This is a genomic window from Granulicella sp. L60, from assembly GCF_009765825.1.
Lineage (GTDB): Bacteria > Acidobacteriota > Terriglobia > Terriglobales > Acidobacteriaceae > Edaphobacter.
Genome location: NZ_LMUR01000018.1, coordinates 35,907 through 54,206, shown reverse-complemented (window position 1 = coordinate 54,206; position 18,300 = coordinate 35,907). Strand labels below are relative to the sequence as shown.

Below are 18,300 nucleotides of genomic sequence, written 5' to 3'. Positions count from 1 at the left end.
CAAAGAGGTGACGATGCGGCGGTTTCAGCGGGGCGAGATCGATGTGTTGATTGCGACGACGGTGATTGAGGTGGGCGTGGATGTGCCGAATGCTTCAGTGATGGTGGTGGAGCATGCGGAGCGGTTTGGACTGGCGCAGATGCATCAGCTGCGCGGGCGCGTGGGGCGTGGGGCGGCGAAGAGTTTCTGCATTCTGATGACGGGTGGACGTGTGAGTGAACAGGCCGAGGCCCGGCTGGATGCGATGGTGCGGACGCAGAACGGATTTGAACTGGCGGAGCTTGACCTGCAGCAGCGCGGGCCGGGTGAGTTCTTTGGGACGCGGCAGGCGGGGCTGCCGGAGTTTCGTGTGGCGAATCTGATTCGCGATCGCGAGATGCTGGAGCTGGCAAAGGTGGAGGCGGCGCGGTTTGCGTCGGAGCCCGATCCGAAGATCTCCTCTGCGGAAAAAGACGCTGTGTGGTCACGGTTGAAGCTGCAGTGGCAGAGGAAGTATGGGCTGGTGGAGGCTTAGGCGCCGCCGCTCTCGGTTCTTCTTCTTACTTCTTGCGCGTGCTAACTTGCTGTCGCATGGGCGAAGGCGGCGAGACTCGGGGACTGGTGTGAGCTTGCGCTTATGGCCTTTTTGGGGCCGCGCTTGCGGGCTACGAGGACGCGGATGCGCTCGATCATCTCGGCGGCAGAGCATGCGCCTTTGGGCAGGAAGACGTCGGCGCAGCTTGCGCGGTCGATGGCGTTGACGGTGCCGGAGACGATCATTGCGGGCAGGCCGGGGTGGAGCTGCTTGGCGCGGCGGACGAGTTCGTTGCCGTCCATCTGGGGCATGAGGAGATCGCAGAGGATGAGGTCGACGGAGCCTGGAAGGGATTGTTCGAGGAGCTCCAGTGCGCGTTGTGCGGTGAGTGCGGCGAGGACGCGGTAGCCACGGGTTTCGAGAAGGAAGGTGCGGACGGAGAGAATCTGTTCGTTGTCATCTACGCAGAGGATGGTCTTCTTGGGGCGCATGCGATCTCACTTCTGCCGAGTCCACCTTGTGGTGGTTTGCGGCCGATGGGCCAGAGTCTCTGCGTCTGCTGGTTTGCAGGCGCGAAGGTCCGGTGTGGAAGATTGCCCCGTGGTTCGGCCGAGTTTGGCTCTTCGGCGCGTGGTGGGTCGTCTGCTTCCTGTGGAGGGCAGACAGAAGAGCGAGGCTCTCCTGTCTGCTCCACGAGGGATCAGGGCCACCTGTCCGGCGAGCGTGAGGCTGCCGAACCGCGGGGTGCGAGAGAGGCTGTGTGCGTCGCAGGTTGCCACGCGGTTCCGCGGGCGCAAGAAATCGATCTGCTGCGGATACGGTGAAGATCGATGCCGAAAAACTGGCAAGGACTTCATCGCGTGTGCAGACAGCGATGGTGCGCTGGGGAGTCGCGACTGCGTGCAGTCGAGCTTCTCTCAACTCAAGTTGTCAGAAAACAGGCGAAAGCAATTTCATCGGCAACAGCGCGGCACATTGCATGCAGAGCCGTCGTCAACGCTTCCCAACAGTACGAACGGCTGGCCGGGTTGGCAACTGCGAAGTAAAAGCGAAGATGAACAATTTTAGGGCTTGCACATCCACCGCTATGTTGAAAGGGTGCGGATTCATTGGAGATTCACAAGGTGGGTCTGTTGAAATCGGGTGCATCACGGCAGGAAAAAGCGTCCGCTTGCAACAGGAATGGTGCGGCCACCGACAAACACTTTTGTGACGGAATTATTTTCGATCGATGCGCTGACGTGAATGAGGCTCGGCCGAAGCATCTCGATTCCCTGCTCGATGATGGTAAGTTGACCGCTGGTGACGACACCATGATGCACGAGGTAGGCGATGGTGCAGCCGGACGCGGAGCCGGTGGCAGGATCTTCGCCGCCATCGAACTGCATGCGTGCGTGCCAGTCTGCTATTGCGTTCTCATGAGCGCGAGTAATGCAGTGAAAGAATTTCGCTCCGATGCGATCGAGATAGGGGCGCGAGGCTTGAGCAGAGATGCTGAGGCGCGCGGCGACCTCGAGCGATTTGAGTGGAACGATGCAGAAGGCCATTCCGGTGGAGACGACCTGGGCGGGGAGATCGGGATCGAGATCGTCGGTGGAGAGGTTGAGAGCTGCTGCGAGTGCGACGCGGTCTTCCCTGCTGTTGCGAATCTCGCCGAAGACGGGATCGTTCTGCTGCATGGTGCCGAAGACACCGCGTTCGCCTGGTTGCGGCGCGGTGAAGCGGATGGGGATGGGACCGACGCCGAGGTCAAGGGTGATCTGTTCGGCGCCGCGTAGAGTGGGATGATTCCAGTAGAGCCAGCTTGCGGTGCCGAGGGTTGGGTGGCCCGCGAAGGGGACCTCTTCGGTGGTGAGAAAGATGCGGACGCGCACGCCGCGCTCTTGTTCGAGGTCAGGAGTGCGAGGGAGGATGAAGGTGGTCTCGCTGAGGTTGGTCTCGCGGGCGAGGGCCTGCATCTCGTTGTCGGAGAGGCCGCGGGCGTCGGTGAAGATGGCGAGGGCGTTGCCTTCGAGCGGGCGTTCGGCGAAGACGTCGACCTGGGCGTAGTCGTATGCGCGAGTGGCTGGGGCTGAGACTGAGGCTAAAGTTGCAGGCGCAACATAGGGATCGCCATTTGACATGAAAGCTCCTCGGAAGTATGGTTTGGATAGACCGCAGTGAGGTAAACCTGCCTCATGCTAGCTTAGCTGGCGGCGGTACAAAAGATTCGCTATGAAGATGATGACACTCAACACGACCTCCATGCGCTGCTGTTGCTGTAGCCCAGCGTGGGTGTGTGCATGAGCGAATCGAAGTAAGCATCTTCGAGCAAGCACAGAACCCACCCAGAGCTTACAAGCCGGGTGGGTTTTTTACGTTGGGCTTTAGGTAGGATTCGCATTGCTGGTATCGCACTTTGGATATTTGTAAAGCGATTGTTAAAGAATGATTGGGCAGACCCCAAAGAAGGCGAATCGATCATGTCACTTCGCATCAACGATATTGCACCCGATTTCACCGCTGAAACCACGCACGGCACCATTCAATTCCACGAGTGGATCGGCGATGATTGGGCTGTACTTTTCTCTCACCCGAAGGACTTTACGCCGGTCTGCACGACCGAGCTGGGCGCAGTGGCGAATCTCGAAGGCGACTTCGCGCGGCGTGGGGCCAAGGTCATCGGGCTCAGCGTGGATCCTGTGAGCAATCATGAGAAGTGGGCTTTGGATATTGAAGACGTGGGTGGGTCCAAGGTGAACTATCCGATGATCGGCGATCCGGAGTTGAAGATCGCAAAGCTCTACGACATGCTGCCCGGGGATGCGGGGGAGACCTCAGAGGGCCGCACGCCGGCGAACAATGCTCCGGTACGCACGGTGTTCGTCATCGGGCCGGACAAGCGGATCAAACTGACGCTGGCGTATCCCATGACCACGGGACGCAACTTCGACGAGATCATACGCGTGCTCGATTCGATGCAGCTGACGTCGAAGCACAAGGTGGCTACTCCGGCGAACTGGAAACAGGGCGGCGATGTCATTATCACGGGCGCTGTGTCCAACGAAGACGCGGATAAGATCTTTCCCGGTTACAAGACGGTGAAGCCTTATCTGCGGACGGTTGCACAACCGGAGTAAGCTTGTGTCACGTTCTGTGCCGCTATAACGTGCGGCACAGCGGAGGCACCGGTGGCGAAGTGGCTAACGCGCTGGTCTGCAAAACCAGTATTCATGGGTTCGATCCCCATTCGGTGCTCCATAATTTCAATAACTTACAGTCAAAACCAGAAACCAGGCCAACCCATAATAACCCACGATAAGGTAAAATGACCCTCAGAACGTGCTTTTGGAGGGGCTATGCAGACTCGTCGGGAACGCTATCAGCAGGGTTCGATTCGCAAGGTCAAGCGAGCAAAAGGGTTCGCCTGGGAGTTCCGTTACTACATCGAAGAGGGCGGCAAGCGGACGCCGAAGAGCCAATACTTCGACGGCGAAACTTATAAAACGGCCACCTCGGTCCGACAGAAGGTCGAGGCTCAGCTCCTCCAGTTGAACGAAGGCACGGAGTACGCCCGCGCCAAGGACGTATCGTTCAACGCCCTGCTCGAACGCTATATCAACGAGGAGATGCCGGAGCGACACGCCACCAAAGGCGGCTATACCTCCATCATCAACACCCATCTCCGCCCGAAGTGGGGCACCCACATGGTCTCGGAGATCCGGCCTGCGGAGATTCATAAGTGGTTCCAGTCCCTTGCGCTTGCGCCGGTCACTAAGGGCCACGTCCGCAGCCTCATGCACAAGCTCTTTGATCTTGCGACGCTCTGGGAGTACCTGCCGCTCGAACGCCGCAACCCCACCGACATCGTCAAGATCAAGAACGTCACCAAGGTCTTGAAAGAGGCGATCGTGCTGACGCCGGAACTGTTCCGCGAGGTTGTGTTGCGGCTCCCCGAACACGTCAACATGATCGCCATGACCGCGGCCTGCCTTGGTCTGCGCGTGAGCGAAGCCCTGGGCTTGAAATGGGAAGATATTGATTGGGAGACCGGGATCGTCACGATCCGGCGCAGCGCCTATCGCGGTTCGATCGACGACACCAAGAACACGCCGTCGAAGGCCAGGCTACCGCTGCATCCTACGCTGGCCGAGCTGCTGCTGGCATGGAAACTCAAGTGTGAGCATGACAAACGCGAGAAGAGGAAGGACGTCGAAGACGACGACATCGTTTTTGAGTGGCTCTTTGCCAATCCGTATACCGGGATGCCCTATATGTCGCCGAGCCTCCAGCAGCGCTGGATACGGCCCGCAGGAGAGGCTCTTGGCATCGTAGGGCTTGGCTTCCATTCCCTGCGGCACTCCTATCGTTCGTGGCTCGACTCGGCAGGCGTAGCGCCGGGCGTCACCAAAGACCTGATGCGGCACTCTGCGATCTCGACCACCTTCAACGTCTACGGGCGAGCGCTCGCGCCCGAGAAGCGCGAAGGCAATCGCAAGGTCGTAGAGATGTTGCTGCCTCCGGCTGCGACGACAGCGACCGAGGCAACGGCTAACTAGCTTGGTCCACCCACTCGCGAAGCCGGTCTGCCGAAAAACGCCACAGCTTGCCCACGCGCCGGGCGGGGATCTTCCCCGCTTGCGCCATCAACCGGAGCGTCTTGGGATGGCACTGCAAGACTGCGGCTGCCTGCGTTAGCTTCAATACCTTGCCTGTGCTCTCAGGGTTCTGTTGCGTCTGCATAGAGTCCTCATCGGTTCGGTGCCGTCGCTCTTGCTGCGACGTTGGGGTGGAATGAGCGGTCATTGCGAACGCCTTAGAGGGTGGCGGAGTTCCTGTTCTGGAACTGTCATCCACGAAAGAGTCCATCAGGACCATTGCCACACGATGGCTCAGGGACCGCGTAAATGTCCAATAACTTTTGACGCCTTGATTATTCGCAGGATTGATAAGACGCCGAATTGCAGCGTAGGAAGAGTCCGATTGCTCGCTCGGTTCGTCTAATCGATCAAGCAGTAGTTGCGATGGGACACCCTCGTTTTGAGTCAAGTGGGCATCGTATCTCAGACTGTTCACGCGTCCCATCCCCCACCAACCGCCGAGCAGGATGGGAGACAGAGTATGGCGCGCAATGAAACCAAGTACATGGAATCCGCAACAGTCCTGTCCGAAGAGTTGCACTTTTCCCGAGCAGCTCGGAAACAGGGGATCAGTCAGCCGATGTTAACTAAGAATATTCAAGATTTAGAAATCTTGATTGGAGGGCCGCTCTTCGTCCGCAATCGTAAGAACGTTGTGCTGAATGATGCTGGTCGCGCGTATGTCCAACAGGCACGTCTTTCGCTTCTCTATAGTGAGCGTGCGGTTCAGGCTGCCCGCTCCGTAATGCAGGGGGCAGATGTCCCTTTGTACGTCGGGAGGTCGCCGTATACAGACCCATTTCTCATTACGACTCTGCGCTCCATCGAACTGCCTTTGTTCCCTCGACTCAAGATCGAATTGAGCAGCCAGTATTCTTTTGATCTGGTCCACGATCTTCTGGCCGGTGCGTTGGATCTCGCAATCGCGACGGAACCGCAGGAGTCCCCGATGTTGACGAAGGTCAAGGTAGCAGAATCGCCGTTTTACCTCGCGATGGCGAAGAGAGACGAGTTGGCGGACTATCCTTCCATAACTTTGGAAATGATGGCGGGCCGTCGATGGATACTGTTCGAGCGCCGATTACATCCACCGCTGTACGACTCGATATTGCACGCCGCTGAACAAGCGAACGTAAGTCCATCGAAACTTCAGCATGTCACTGCCCCTGAAGAGGCGTTCCCCTTTGTCGCCGAAGGGTCGGCGGTTGCATTCCTCGTCAAAGCCGGTGCATTGTTAATGGCACGCAATGGCGTGACGATCCGTCCGCTGGCGCACCCAGAGCTTCGTCTCAGGACGTACCTGGTATCGCGGGCGGACAACGAATCAAAAGTTGCGAGCGAGCTGGTACGAACCTTCATGCGGAAGATCTCGGATGTGAGCAAGTACAGACAGTTGCACCTGCCAATTCCCGCCTAGACGACTCCCTACTTTCGATTGTCTGACTCTGGTGGCAGGTCGCTATCCAATACTCGAATCTCGATGGGCCCCGACCAATCACAGTTGGGGCAAGAAACGATTCCAGTGGTAATAGTATTGAGATCGATCTCTGCCAGATTCAGGACATAATCGCATTTCGGGCAGACGTGTACGCTCTCCCAGTGGCTACGTTTGTTCGGATTCGATGTCTGCGAGCTCATTGGGGGGCAGTAAATCGGTAGGAGATCGATTCGTGCAGTGTTGTCGTGTTTCCGCGGCGCGAATCTACTGTTCGGTCCACGTCTTGCGAACTGCATCCCTTGCTATCTCTACTAGTACCGTAGCTTGTACCGGGTCTTTTGGATAATTGACCCGCCGTCTGGTCGGTCAGTTGACGAGTCCCACTAACCTTTAGCTCTTTCTGCTAGGAACTCCTTAGGATCGGCCTGATCATGCAAAGCCTCGCCCGCAAGGTAGCGGTTCAGATTGTCGAAAAATGCGGCATCGTTCCGTCCGGGGTTGCCCCGGCTCAGACCTGAGCAATGAGCCGTGACGGTCACGCGCGGATGCGTCCACAAGACATTGTCGGCAGGAAGCGGCTCTGTGTCGAAGACGTCGAGCACAGCGTGTTCGGGAATGCCTCTGTCGAGCGCAGCGAGCATTGAAGATTCGTCGACTAAAGCCCCGCGCCCAACGTTGACGAAGACTGAACCCCGCTTCATCGTGCTAAAGAAAGTCTCATCCGCCAAGCGGAGCGTCTGAGGAGTCGCGGGAATCGCGAGCACCACCACATCGGTGTCGGGCAACAGCCGCCATATATCGCTCAGCGCAACAATTGCGTCGGCATTTACATCGCTCGTCAGATTGCGACGTACACCGGTGACATGCGCACCGAATGCTCGCGCACGCCGTCCCACACCTTGACCGACAGCACCGAAGCCAAGCACCAGCCAACGCGTGCCAGCAATCTCTCGGGATTGCCGACGTTGCCACGTGCGGACTGCTTGCGATGACCGCCTTCCTGGGCCATCCTGCAGGACGTCCAACACGGCCCACAGAACATAATCTCCCATACCAACCGCTTGGCCATGGCTGGCAGTTAATCGTGCTCCTGACTGCACGATCTGCTTAAAGACTGGGTTGTCGAGACCAGCCGAGCCGCTCTGTACCCACTTCAGCGTCCTTGATTTAAGAGACGCGAACATGAATGGCTGAGCAACGGGAGTGAAGAATACGTCGGCGCTGGCGAATACAACCTCAGGCTGAGCCTCGCCAATAGAAACTTCCGTACCATTCGATCGCAACCGGCCGTCATCGCCCATGAGCACGAGTTCGAGCTGCCCCTTAAGGGCATCGAACGCAGCCCGGTTTCGTTCGTTCACATTTTCATGAATTAAGAGACGCAAGGAAGTACCTCCCAATTGCCGATCTCTTGAATATCAGGTTACTGACAAAAATGTCAATATCGCTGTAGACTGACAGTGATTGGCGGCATTGATTCTTGTCGCGGTTTACGGATGCTCGCCTTCGTAGTGACAGCTAAAAACATGAATACCTCATGGTCTCAATTCGTAAGACGGAGATGCTTAAGAGTGCGATGTGTACCTTTGTTGGCTTTGCTCATTTGTTGCAGCTCAGGGGCATATTGTCAGAGCTTGGACCCGCCGCTCCTGACTGAAAATGAAGCTGTCGAGATGGCACGCTCGGGAAATCGCGACGTCCAAAAGTCCTCGCTCGACATCTCTCGCGCAATCCATGGGATCGAACAAGCTCGAACCAACTACTTCCCTCAGACAAACATTCAAGTCACGTCCGGAGACCCACTAAAGGCGCTTCACTTGACCATTCCGCAAGGCGCTCTGGGCACGTATCCCAGTACCGGCCCCATTCCCGGCAACAACGTCGATATTGCATCCGGCGGTGGATTCCAGATGGTGGCATACGGAACCCTGACTCAGCCGCTCTCGCAGTTTTACAAGATTCATCTTGGAGTGGAGACAGCGCGTGTGCAACAGCAGCTTGCAGTACAAGGTGAGAGGCAGCAGCGGGAAAAGACGGTTGCTCAGGTTCGGGAAACCTATCATCAAATCGTACAAACGCAGGCGGCTGTTGCATCCGATGCCAAGCAGATTCTTTCCCTCGAAGAAACGCTTCGTATCACGCAGAACGATGTTCAACAAGGTACGGCGCTCAAGGCCGACCAATTGCAGGTGGCAGCTGCACTGGCTCAGCAACGAATCACCTCGCTTCACGACCAGAACGACCTGAGCACACAACGGGAGCAGCTCAATGAGTTGCTAGGCCGCTCGATTGATGCGGACTTCACAGTCGAAGAGATGGGGCTTCCCACTCCTTCCGAAGACGACCTGAAGGCGGCTCGCAGTCTGGCTTTGCAACAGCGCCCCGAAATCCGCCAAGCACATCTGCAGATAAAGAAAGCGGAACTCGACGTGCGGACCGAACGCGCCGATTACATTCCGGACATCTCAGCGCAGGCTACTTATCTCGGATTTCAAAACGTGCAGTTCCTCCCTCCCAACGTCGCCACGGTCGGATTCTCGCTGCAATGGAGAAATCCTTGGGATTGGGGTCAAAGGCGAGCGCAGATCGCAGGCTTGAAGGATGTGACGAAGCAGCAGCAGCTTAGCGCGGAGGATGCTCGTCAGCAGGTGCTCTTGGATGTTGATCAGCGCTTTCGAGCACTGCAAGAGGCACGGCTTTCGGTTGAGGCTGCAGGGTTGGCCCAGGAAGCAAGCGCAGAGCGACTCCGCAACCTGACCAATCAATATCGCGAGCAGACAACTCTGTTGCAGGATCTCCTGAGACAGAACTCGGACTTTCAACAACGCCAGGCGAGTTATATCGAAACGCTCTCCAGATACTGGAGCGCGCGCGCTGATTTTCAGCGCGCCATAGGGGAAGAGTAACGATGAAAAAAGGAAAAGTGTTGCTTTTCGGTATCGCGGCTTTCGCAGTCTGGAGTTTCGAAGGCTGCAAGAAGCAGACTGCGAACCCTGAAGAGAGTCTTCCGACAGTTCGCCTGGCTACGGTTGAACTGGGCCACACCGACGAAGGGATTCGTTACTCCGTTTCCCTACTGCCGAACAGGCAAGCCGATTTGTCCTTTAAATCGGCGGGAATCATCGATCAGATTCGCATGGTACGGGATAACGGCGGGACTCTCCGTCCGGTGACTATGGGTGATCCAATTCAAGCGAACGAAGCGCTCGCCCGTGTGAGGGCACTCGATTATCAGCAAAAGATCGACCAGTCCGAGGCACAGCTTGGAACTGCGACAGCGCAGCACGAGGATGCCCGGGCGGCGCTTGAGTTGGCAGAGAAAAACTTCGGTCGCGCGGATAATCTCTATCGCGACCAAAGCCTGACGAAACAGGACCACGACCGTGCTTTACAGCAGCGCGATTCAGCGGCGGCGCAGTTGCAGCAAGCCGATGCAGGAATCGCAAATGCGAAGGCACAGCTTGCTCAGGCTCAGTTGGCCTTACGAGATGCCTCACTTACTGCGCCATTCTCTGGCCTAGTGGTCTCGCGCCGCGTGGAACTCGGCGACCTCGTCGCTAACAGTACGACCGCTTTCACTGTGGCCGACATCTCGCAGGTCAAAGCCAACTTCACTGTTCCTGACACGGCCTTGAGTCAGGTTAAGCCAGGACGGAAACTGAGCATTTTTCTAATGGGTGGACAGAGAGAGGTCCCGGCCAAGATAACGGCCATTTCACCCTCTGCCGACCCGCAGAGCCGCGTCTTCACAGTTGAGTTGACGGCCCCAAATCCCTCTAAAGAGCTGAAGCCTGGGATGATCGGTGCCGTTGAGCTTCAACCAGTGGCGCAGGTTGAACCACATATCACGGTGCCCCTCGCTGCGCTGGTTCAGTCGAAGCCGGAACAGGGTTTCGCTGTCTTTGTCGTGGATGAAGATACACATGTTCCGCGGGTCCATCTGCGGCTGGTCTCAATCGGCGACACGGTCGGCAGTCAGGTTCAAATACTGAAGGGTATTAACGTTGGTTCCCGCGTGGTGACTGTCGGCGCGCAAACTCTACATGACAACGATGCAGTCCGGGTGATCGAGTAACCGCCATGGAACATAAATCCAGTCAGGATCTTCTCAGACATACTCACAACACCTCACGCTTCTTCGTGGAGCATCCACAGGTATCATGGGTCACGCTTCTTGCCCTATTCATTTGGGGCATCTACGGCTATTTTCACATGCCGCAGCGGAAGGACCCGGAGATCAGCGTCCGCGTCGCAGTAGCAAGCTGCAGTTGGCCCGGTGCAACTGCGCAGCAGGTGGAACAGCTTGTCACAAAGCCGATCGAAGACGCGATCGCACAGAATAAAACGATCCACCCAGGCACGCCGGGAGACTATGGCATTCGTTCTGCCTCTTACCCCGGAAGTTCTGTCGTGTGGGTTCAGTTGCAAGAGGGTTTGAACGACACGCGAGAGCAATTCAGCGACATCAACCTTCGGCTACAGCAACTTTCGGGAAAGCTTCCGGCCGGCGCAGGATCAATTCAGTTTCAGAGCGACTTCGGCGATACCGCAGCCTTGATGCTCACCGTCGCCAGTCCGCAAGCGGACGCGACGGAAGTCGCCGTTCGGTCCAAAGGCATGGAGCAGGCGATTGTCGAAGCACGAGAGCGGGCACGTCACCCAACTGGACATGCCTCGCTTCTCTTCGCCTATCCAATGTCACTCTCTGAAGACACACTCCGCGATGCGACGGAGCGGTTTCGGCGGACTGCCGAGCAAAACGGCGCGTTAAGCGAGTCGCAGATCATGAGTGGGAATGGGTTCATGGGGGTCGACGGAGCGACAACCTGGTCAGATGAGAAGTTGATAAGCCTACTGAATGAATTTGTGGCGAATCAACTTCCCGCATCGTCCATAGATCCCGATGTGTGGCCTCCCATCCTCGTTCGAGATCCCTCGCAGGTTTACGCGAAGCTCAACGCCGTCGCAGGCCCCAAGTACACTTATGCGCAGCTCAACGACTTTACAGATCTTCTCTCGCGATCAATGCTTGGCGTGCCGCAAACCGCACGGGTCGATCGCACCGGAGTTCTTCCGCAAGAGATCGACCTGGAATATTCGCAGGCGAGGCTGGCCGCGTACGGCCTGAGGCCGGCTGACCTGTCAAATCTGCTTGCAACGCGCAACATCACCGCTCCTGGCGGTAATGTCGAGTCCGGCACTTCCAATCTGGTGGTTACCGCCAGCGGCCAATATCAAGATGCACAGTCGATTGGCAATACGATCGTAAGCCAGACGGGAACAAACGCTCCTGTCTATCTCCGCGACCTCGTTCATATCAGCGAGGGATACCAGAGCCCGCCACCATTGCTGAACTACTACACCACCATCGACGAGAGCGGAAAATTACATCATTATCGCGCGACAACCATCAGCGTGTACATGCGCTCCGGGGAGCAAATACAGGCTTTCGGCAAAGCCGTCGACGGAAAACTAAAGGATGCCAAGGCATGGCTCCCACCTGACGTCATCCTTGCGCGCACCTCCGACCAGCCACTGCAGGTGAAGCAGAATATCGACCTGTTTATGGAGGCTCTTTATGAAGCTATTGCTCTCGTCGTCATTATTGCGCTTATCGGATTTTGGGATTGGCGCTCTGCTGCGATCATGGCCCTTTCGATTCCAATCACGCTCGCGATGACTTTCGGCATCATCCACGTATTGGGGATCGATCTACAACAAATCTCCATCGCTACCCTGATTATCGCGCTCGGTCTGCTCGTCGATGATCCTGTCGTTGCAAATGACGCCATTAAGAGGGAGATCGCTTCTGGAGTAAGTCCGATGGACGCAGCCTGGATCGGACCAACGAAATTGGCGACGGCAATCGTATATGCAACAGTAACGAACATCATCGCGTATCTGCCGTTTTTGCTGATAACTGGGAATACGGGACAGTTCCTGTTTTCGCTGCCTGTTGTGATGACCGCGGCTTTAGTGTCGTCGCGGCTTGTCTCCATGACATTCATTCCTCTAATCGCACGCTATGTTCTGAAACCCTCGAAGCAACGGGAGGAGACGCTCAAGGAAAAGCGAAGTCATGGCTTTTACGGTTGGTATCAGAAGCAGGTTGGGCGGGCGATTGAACATCGCTGGACGTTCCTTGCTGGCAGCGTTGTATTTCTTGTGCTGGGGGTTGCACTCGCATCGACCTTAAAGACCCAGTTTTTCCCTGATGACGTGCAGTATTGGTCCTACATAGACCTATGGCTCCCTGACGGAACGGCAATCGCCCAAACCCGCGAGACAGCCAATCGAGCAGAAGAAATTGTTAATCGCGTTCTTTCATCGTATGAGGGAAGCCATGAGAAGCATCGGGCTAATCCGGAGGAAGGTGAGGAAGGCTCTCATCTGCTCCAGTCCCTCACTTCTTTTGTGGGCGGTGGCGGACCGCGTTTCTGGTTTTCTGTGACACCGCAGCCACAGCAAGCTAACTACGCACAACTGATTTTGCGCGTAAATGATAAAGGCTCCACTCCGGCCCTCATGGGTCCACTCCAACTTGCGCTCGACCGGGGCTTACCGGGAGCGCAGATTATGGTCCATCAACTTCAACTCAACCCAGTCGAGTTTCCGGTTGAGGTTCGAATCTCCAGTACGGCTGACGTGAGCCCCGCCGACGAAGCTGCGGATAATCGAAATCTGCGCCGGATCGCAGATCAAGTCGATGAAATTCTGAAGCGAACGGAGGGTGTGGCTGTGACCCAGGTAGATTGGCTCAACGACGCTCCCGAACTGAAGCTGCGGATCGATCCGGACAAAGCAAACTTCGCTGGGGTTACGAATGCTGATGTCGCGAACGCCGCGCTCGGCGCAACCAACGGCGTACCTGTGGCTACGCTACGACAAGGCAATAAGCTGATCCCTGTTGTCGCTCGGCTGCAACCGGATGAGCGCGCAGGCGTTTCCGACTTAAAAAACATCTACATTTCGTCTCCTACGGGCAGCCAAAAACTCCCTCTGGGCGCGGTCTCAGAAGTCAAAACCGAAATGGAAGTTCAGCGGATTCGGCGACAGGAGCATTTCAGAACGATAGGTGTACATGCTTTTCCGAATCGTGGCACTCTTCCGTCCGAGATTCTTACCACCTCCCAGAAGGATCTCGATCGCGTGCAGCGCAATCTTCCGCCTGGCTATCGCATGATCATCGGAGGCGAGAAGGCCAAACAAGAGGATGGGTTCCTTAATCTCGCGGTTGTTCTGGCAATCTCCATGGCAGGAATCTACGCGGCGCTCCTGCTGCAATTCAAGAATGCCGTGAAGCCACTCATTGTGTTCGCCGCTGTCCCCTTTGGAGTCGTGGGCGCATTACTGGGTCTGGTTGTGACCCACACTGCATTTGGCTTCATGGCCTTTCTCGGCATCGCTAGTCTCATTGGCGTGATTGTCAGCCACATCATCGTCCTGTTTGATTTTATTGAGGAGATGCACGACGCCGGCGAACCGCTGGAACAGGCGCTTCTCGACGCGGGCATCGAGCGGTTGCGTCCTGTGCTCATTACGGTAGCCGCTACAATCTTCGCGCTCTTTCCATTGGCAATGCATGGGGGTCCTCTCTGGAAGCCGCTTTGTTACGCCCAGATTGGCGGCCTCACGGTCGCAACTTTCATCACGCTCTTGCTCGTCCCGGTTCTCTACAGCATCGCAGTGCTGGATTTGAAAATTGTTCGTTGGGAGCAGAAGCAATCGGAGGACCTCAGGCCGAGTCAACCTTCGGAGGTTATCGCATGAGTGTGCTCAGCCTGGTCCGTTATGTTCTTGCAAATCGGTTTCGTTGGCAGCGAAGAGAGGGAGTCGGACTCACAGGAGAGTTCATTGACGTCCACGCTCATTACCTTCCCTCTTTCTACCTGGACGCTATGAAAAATGCCGGTCTATCCGATATAGATGGATGGCCTGTACCTGACTGGAGTGCACAACGAGCACTTGCGATGATGGACGATTGCAATATCGCAGCCCAAATTCTTTCGATTTCCTCTCCAGGCGTCACGTTTGCGAAAGGGCAAGAGGCAAGGGATCTATCGCGGGCCCTCAACACCTATATAGCGGCGGTGATCTCTGATAACGCGCCACGATTCGGAGCTTTCGCCGTGGTGCCGTTGCCTGACGTTGAAGGTTCGCTTAACGAGATCGCCTATGCTCTTGACACCCTCGACCTAGAGGGGGTGGGACTGCTCAGCAATTACGGTGGAATCTATCTGGGCGACGAACGTCTTGATCCCATCTTCGAAGAGCTGAATCGGCGGAAGGCCGTTGTTTTCGTTCACCCAACGCCGCCTCCAAACTTCAACTCCCTCGGGGTTGGCCTGCCGGCGCCAATCATGGAGTACCCGTTCGACAGTACGAGGATGGCATCGAGTCTGATCAAGACCGGCACCCTCAACCGATACCCTGACATCCGTTTCATTATCTCGCACGGAGGCGGAACAATACCGTACCTCTACCCTCGTCTTGTAACGGGTCTTGGCAAGGAGAGCGGGGGGCAATTCTCGACCCTCTATTATGATCTGACGGCTACAACTGCCCCCGTGCAAACGGCAGCAATTCAGGCGATTGCGTCTTCAAAACAGTTTTTGATGGGTTTCGATTTTCCGTTCATGAATGTAAAGATGGCCGGGCCAGCAATTGCCGCGCTGCACCTGAGCAACTTCTCGGTGTCCCAGATGCGAGGTATACAGCATGGGAACGCCGGCCTGCTCTTTCCAAAAATCTCGAAACAGCTCCAATGGACAGCGTTATCTTAGCTGGACATAACTGTTAGCATTAATCATGTCTATTTTCTGGTCGCTGATCACACTCGCTGGAGTCCACCTTCTGGCCGTAGCCAGTCCAGGGCCAGCATTTGTATCAGTCATTCAGACATCAACAAGCAATCCTCGTCGTATCGCTGTTGTTCACGTCCTCGGTCTTGGCACCGCCGTCCTCGTTTGGGCAACCGCGGCAGTTTTCGGCATGGAGGCTCTCTTGGCTCGGGTCGCATGGCTCTACCGTGTCCTCGAGTTTGGCGGCGGGCTGTATCTCGTGTACATCGGTATTCAGTCGTTTCGCCACGCGCGAAAGCCACTAGCCGCTCCCGCGAATGACGTAGTTCCTGCACACCTCACACTGCTCCAGGCGTTCCGCCGGGGTTTCACCACGAACTTTGCCAATCCCAAGGTGATGGTTTTCTTCGCCAGCATCTTCAGCGCAGTTCTTAAGCCAGGTGGGCCTCTGTGGGTTCGTTTCGCGGCCATTACGATTGTCTTCCTCAACGAGACTCTCTGGGATGGCGGTCTGAGCTTGTTGCTCTCTACTGCGCCCGCCCAACGCGCTTACACCCGTGCCAAGACCGCTATTGATCGCACCGCCGGTGTCTTCATGTCGCTATTCGGGCTCCGCCTCGTTTGGGGGGCGGTCGGGGCAACGCGATAGATTCTTGGAAATTGAGCTAATTCAAGATTGGCGGGGTTTGCGCATTTTCTCTTGCATGATCGCCACTTGAGCTTGCATGGCGGCGATAGCAAGCCTTCGGGCTGTCTCGGGTGGCCTACCCAGCAGTTCACATAGCGAGGGGCCGACCAGGCCAACGGAAATCGCCAGCATCACACCGACGAGAACGAGGTCCTCTGCCGTTTCTTTGGAGACGCCCTGTGTGGCGATCCTCTTTTTGATCAACTTCGACATTGCCAATTTGGCTCCTTCCAGCCGCCGAAATTCGCCTGTCAGCTCTAACCACGCGGCCAAGCGAGCGGCCCCCTTGTTCTCGAAGACATCGAAAAGCAACGGGATGCCGATCTTCGACCGTTCGAGGCGGTCTTGCGGGGCTTCTGAAGCAAGGATCGCGTCGACGAGTTGGCCAGTCATGCGCTCCATCAATGCCGTCTGAACGCCGTCGATCGAATTGAAGTGATGGAGGACCGTCGCGTTCACGACTCCTGCCTCAGCGGCAACCTCGGCAAGCTTGAGCGACTGAGGCCCCTTCTCGACCAGCAGCTTCTCTGCGGCCGCCAGGATGTGTTCGCGTGCCGCTTCGCGCGGTCGGCGCGTTCGGGTTGGGTTAGCGGGTTTTCTCGTCATCTTGATCTATATAACCAGATTGCGGCGTTTGTAGACAGCCATGTTCATGTCCTCGCCGCCGCTCTCAGTGCTTCCAGTCCCGCTTCCCTGCTGAATGGCGGCGAGTAACCCATTTCTTGCCGCGCTTTGGCATCGCTGAGGATGCAGTCGCGTGAAACAACGTTGACGTTGAAGCGAGGCACCGGAGGTTGCCCAGATAGATGGAGAACACGCCATGCCTTCTCCGTTGTGAACGCGATGCTGCGAGCGAGCCAACCGGGAATTTCGCGGCCCTTGAGTTCAAAGCCGGCGGTTGCCGTCAACTGGGGGAGAAATTCGCGGAGCGTGACCGGACCGCCATCGTCGAGCACAAAATACGCTTCGCCACCGCGACCGCGTGTCAGTGCAGTCTCAATCGCGTAGACGAGGTTCCCCACATACGTGGTGGATGTCTTGTGTCGGCCACCATCGATCCAAACGAATTGTCGTGCATCGGCCATCCGCTTCAAAGCGGGGATGAGTCTTTGATCGCCTGGCCCCCAGACGAAGCGTGGACGCACCACAATGGTTTCGAAGTGGTTCGCTGGATCATTGGCCGAGCGAACAGCGACTTCAGCATGAGCTTTAGTGCGGGAATATGGGTAAGGAGAGTTAAGTGCCAGCGGATATGTCTCGTCGGCACCTACAAGAGCCTGCCCTTTGAGAAGCGCAGCCTCGGTACCGATATGCACAAATCGTCTTACGCCGGCCTCTTTCGCAGCTGCCAGCATTCTTTGAGTGCCCTCGACGTTGACGCGCCAGAATTCTTGCCACGTACCCCATTCCCGAACATCGGCTGCCGCATGGACCACAACATCTACACCCTCCAGGTGCGCAGCTTGGATGGTGTCAAGTGTGCACCGGATGGGAGTCGCGCCCAGCCGACTAAGCTGAGCATCGGAACCGTTCGAACGGGACATTGCGGTGAGTGAATGTCGAGCGTGGATGGCCTCAACGAATGCACTCCCTACAAATCCACTGCCTCCAGTGATGAATATGCGCACGGGCTATATCCTGCCTTTCCCCCAAAAGAGATAGAGCTAAAAATGAAATCGTAAGCCAGGCCAAAGACAAAGAGACGCGCCCGATCCCCGACATTGTCTGCTAGGCCGCTGCATCTGTAGCTCACGCCAGCGGCGTTGCCATCCAAGATTGCATTCTGCGTTTATACCGACTAAATTGTCAATAGGCGAGTCGCTATCGCCGCAAAAAAAATGAGGTCGGGTTCGATCTTGTCGCGCATCGTCGCGGAGACCGATTCGGCTTGGGGGGAATAACGATTTGTTGGACGATCATCAGGAGTTTAACGATCTGGAAGGCAGGCTCAAAACCATACTTCCAGAGACGTATCAAGATAGTTGCGACGACGTGTTGCCGCTGCTAATGGGATCAGCTGGTTTGAAATACGGGACCGATGGAAAAGTGGCATGGAACGAGATATGGGGTTCGTTTTGTCACTTGGCGATGGCGGGCGGTCCTCCTCATAAGGGCAAGCTTCTCGCTCCAGCCCGCATCGAAGAGATTGATGCCGAGACTGAGCGTTATTCGGAAGTGGTGAAGGAGATATGCCGAGGGATCGGTATGGTCACTGGATTACGTGCAGAGCCCTCTCCCAT

16 protein-coding genes and 1 tRNA gene are annotated in these 18,300 nt (G+C 56.5%); 11 read left to right on the top strand and 6 right to left on the bottom strand.

The features are described from left to right. The coding region (locus GSQ82_RS25085; RefSeq protein WP_256370078.1) for a helicase-related protein at positions 1 to 514 on the top strand (514 nt) is incomplete at its 5' end. 41 nt (positions 515 to 555) lie between these two features. Here the strand turns inward: GSQ82_RS25085 and GSQ82_RS10605 are convergent. Both GSQ82_RS10605 and GSQ82_RS10600 read right to left on the bottom strand, forming a co-directional pair. Further along, on the bottom strand, positions 556 to 1,005 hold the full coding sequence (locus GSQ82_RS10605) for a response regulator (RefSeq protein ID WP_158792275.1): 450 nt from the start codon (positions 1,003 to 1,005) through the stop codon (positions 556 to 558). Positions 1,006 to 1,662: 657 nt separating this feature from the next. Further along, on the bottom strand, positions 1,663 to 2,637 hold the full coding sequence (locus tag GSQ82_RS10600; RefSeq protein WP_158792274.1) for a PhzF family phenazine biosynthesis protein: 975 nt from the start codon (positions 2,635 to 2,637) through the stop codon (positions 1,663 to 1,665). A 339-nt stretch (positions 2,638 to 2,976) separates the two neighbouring features. On the opposite strand from GSQ82_RS10600, the gene GSQ82_RS10595 reads away from it, so the two are divergent. From GSQ82_RS10595 to GSQ82_RS10585, 3 genes are all read left to right on the top strand, one after another. Next, positions 2,977 to 3,633, top strand: coding sequence for a peroxiredoxin (locus tag GSQ82_RS10595; RefSeq protein WP_158792273.1), 657 nt, complete (start codon positions 2,977 to 2,979; stop codon positions 3,631 to 3,633). Between the two features lie 45 nt (positions 3,634 to 3,678). After that, a tRNA-Cys gene (locus tag GSQ82_RS10590) sits at positions 3,679 to 3,754 on the top strand. 98 nt (positions 3,755 to 3,852) lie between these two features. Next, positions 3,853 to 5,052, top strand: a complete 1,200-nt coding sequence (locus GSQ82_RS10585) for a site-specific integrase (RefSeq protein WP_158792272.1) — start codon at positions 3,853 to 3,855, stop codon at positions 5,050 to 5,052. On the opposite strand, the gene GSQ82_RS10580 is transcribed toward GSQ82_RS10585, so the two are convergent. Next, entirely contained in the window at positions 5,045 to 5,236 is a 192-nt protein-coding gene (locus tag GSQ82_RS10580) for a helix-turn-helix domain-containing protein (RefSeq protein WP_158792271.1), read from the bottom strand. The genes GSQ82_RS10585 and GSQ82_RS10580 overlap by 8 nt on opposite strands. Positions 5,237 to 5,614: 378 nt before the next feature. On the opposite strand from GSQ82_RS10580, the gene GSQ82_RS10575 reads away from it, so the two are divergent. Then, positions 5,615 to 6,550, top strand: coding sequence for a LysR family transcriptional regulator (locus GSQ82_RS10575; RefSeq protein ID WP_158792270.1), 936 nt, complete (start codon positions 5,615 to 5,617; stop codon positions 6,548 to 6,550). Between the two features lie 404 nt (positions 6,551 to 6,954). Here GSQ82_RS10575 and GSQ82_RS10570 read toward each other — a convergent pair whose 3' ends face one another. Then, entirely contained in the window at positions 6,955 to 7,956 is a 1,002-nt protein-coding gene (locus tag GSQ82_RS10570) for a D-2-hydroxyacid dehydrogenase (RefSeq protein ID WP_158792269.1), read from the bottom strand. Between the two features lie 75 nt (positions 7,957 to 8,031). On the opposite strand from GSQ82_RS10570, the gene GSQ82_RS10565 reads away from it, so the two are divergent. Genes GSQ82_RS10565 through GSQ82_RS10545 form a run of 5 tightly spaced genes read left to right on the top strand, consistent with a single transcriptional unit; the run spans position 8,032 to position 16,021 of the window. Further along, positions 8,032 to 9,477 carry a TolC family protein gene (locus GSQ82_RS10565; RefSeq protein WP_158792268.1) on the top strand — a complete coding sequence of 482 codons (1,446 nt, stop codon included), beginning with the start codon at positions 8,032 to 8,034 and terminating at the stop codon, positions 9,475 to 9,477. A 2-nt stretch (positions 9,478 to 9,479) separates the two neighbouring features. Next, positions 9,480 to 10,646, top strand: coding sequence for an efflux RND transporter periplasmic adaptor subunit (locus GSQ82_RS10560; protein WP_158792267.1), 1,167 nt, complete (start codon positions 9,480 to 9,482; stop codon positions 10,644 to 10,646). 5 nt (positions 10,647 to 10,651) lie between these two features. After that, positions 10,652 to 14,341 (top strand): efflux RND transporter permease subunit, encoded by a 3,690-nt coding sequence (locus tag GSQ82_RS10555; protein ID WP_158792266.1) that lies wholly within the window; start codon positions 10,652 to 10,654, stop codon positions 14,339 to 14,341. Beyond that, complete coding sequence (locus tag GSQ82_RS10550; protein WP_256370077.1) at positions 14,338 to 15,354, top strand: amidohydrolase family protein; 1,017 nt, start codon at positions 14,338 to 14,340, stop codon at positions 15,352 to 15,354. Before GSQ82_RS10555 ends, GSQ82_RS10550 begins: the two co-directional genes overlap by 4 nt. Before the next feature lie 25 nt (positions 15,355 to 15,379). Next, the gene (locus tag GSQ82_RS10545; protein ID WP_158792264.1) at positions 15,380 to 16,021 is read left to right on the top strand and encodes a LysE family translocator; all 642 of its coding nucleotides are present in this window, start codon (positions 15,380 to 15,382) and stop codon (positions 16,019 to 16,021) included. 21 nt (positions 16,022 to 16,042) lie between these two features. Here GSQ82_RS10545 and GSQ82_RS10540 read toward each other — a convergent pair whose 3' ends face one another. Further along, entirely contained in the window at positions 16,043 to 16,666 is a 624-nt protein-coding gene (locus GSQ82_RS10540; protein WP_158792263.1) for a TetR/AcrR family transcriptional regulator, read from the bottom strand. Positions 16,667 to 16,710: 44 nt separating this feature from the next. After that, a complete protein-coding gene (locus tag GSQ82_RS10535) occupies positions 16,711 to 17,688 on the bottom strand; it encodes an NAD(P)-dependent oxidoreductase (RefSeq protein WP_158792262.1) in 978 nt (325 codons plus the stop codon). A 280-nt stretch (positions 17,689 to 17,968) separates the two neighbouring features. Here GSQ82_RS10535 and GSQ82_RS10530 point away from each other — a divergent pair. Beyond that, positions 17,969 to 18,300 (top strand): hypothetical protein (locus tag GSQ82_RS10530; RefSeq protein WP_216847068.1); only part of this gene is annotated, 332 nt, incomplete at its 3' end.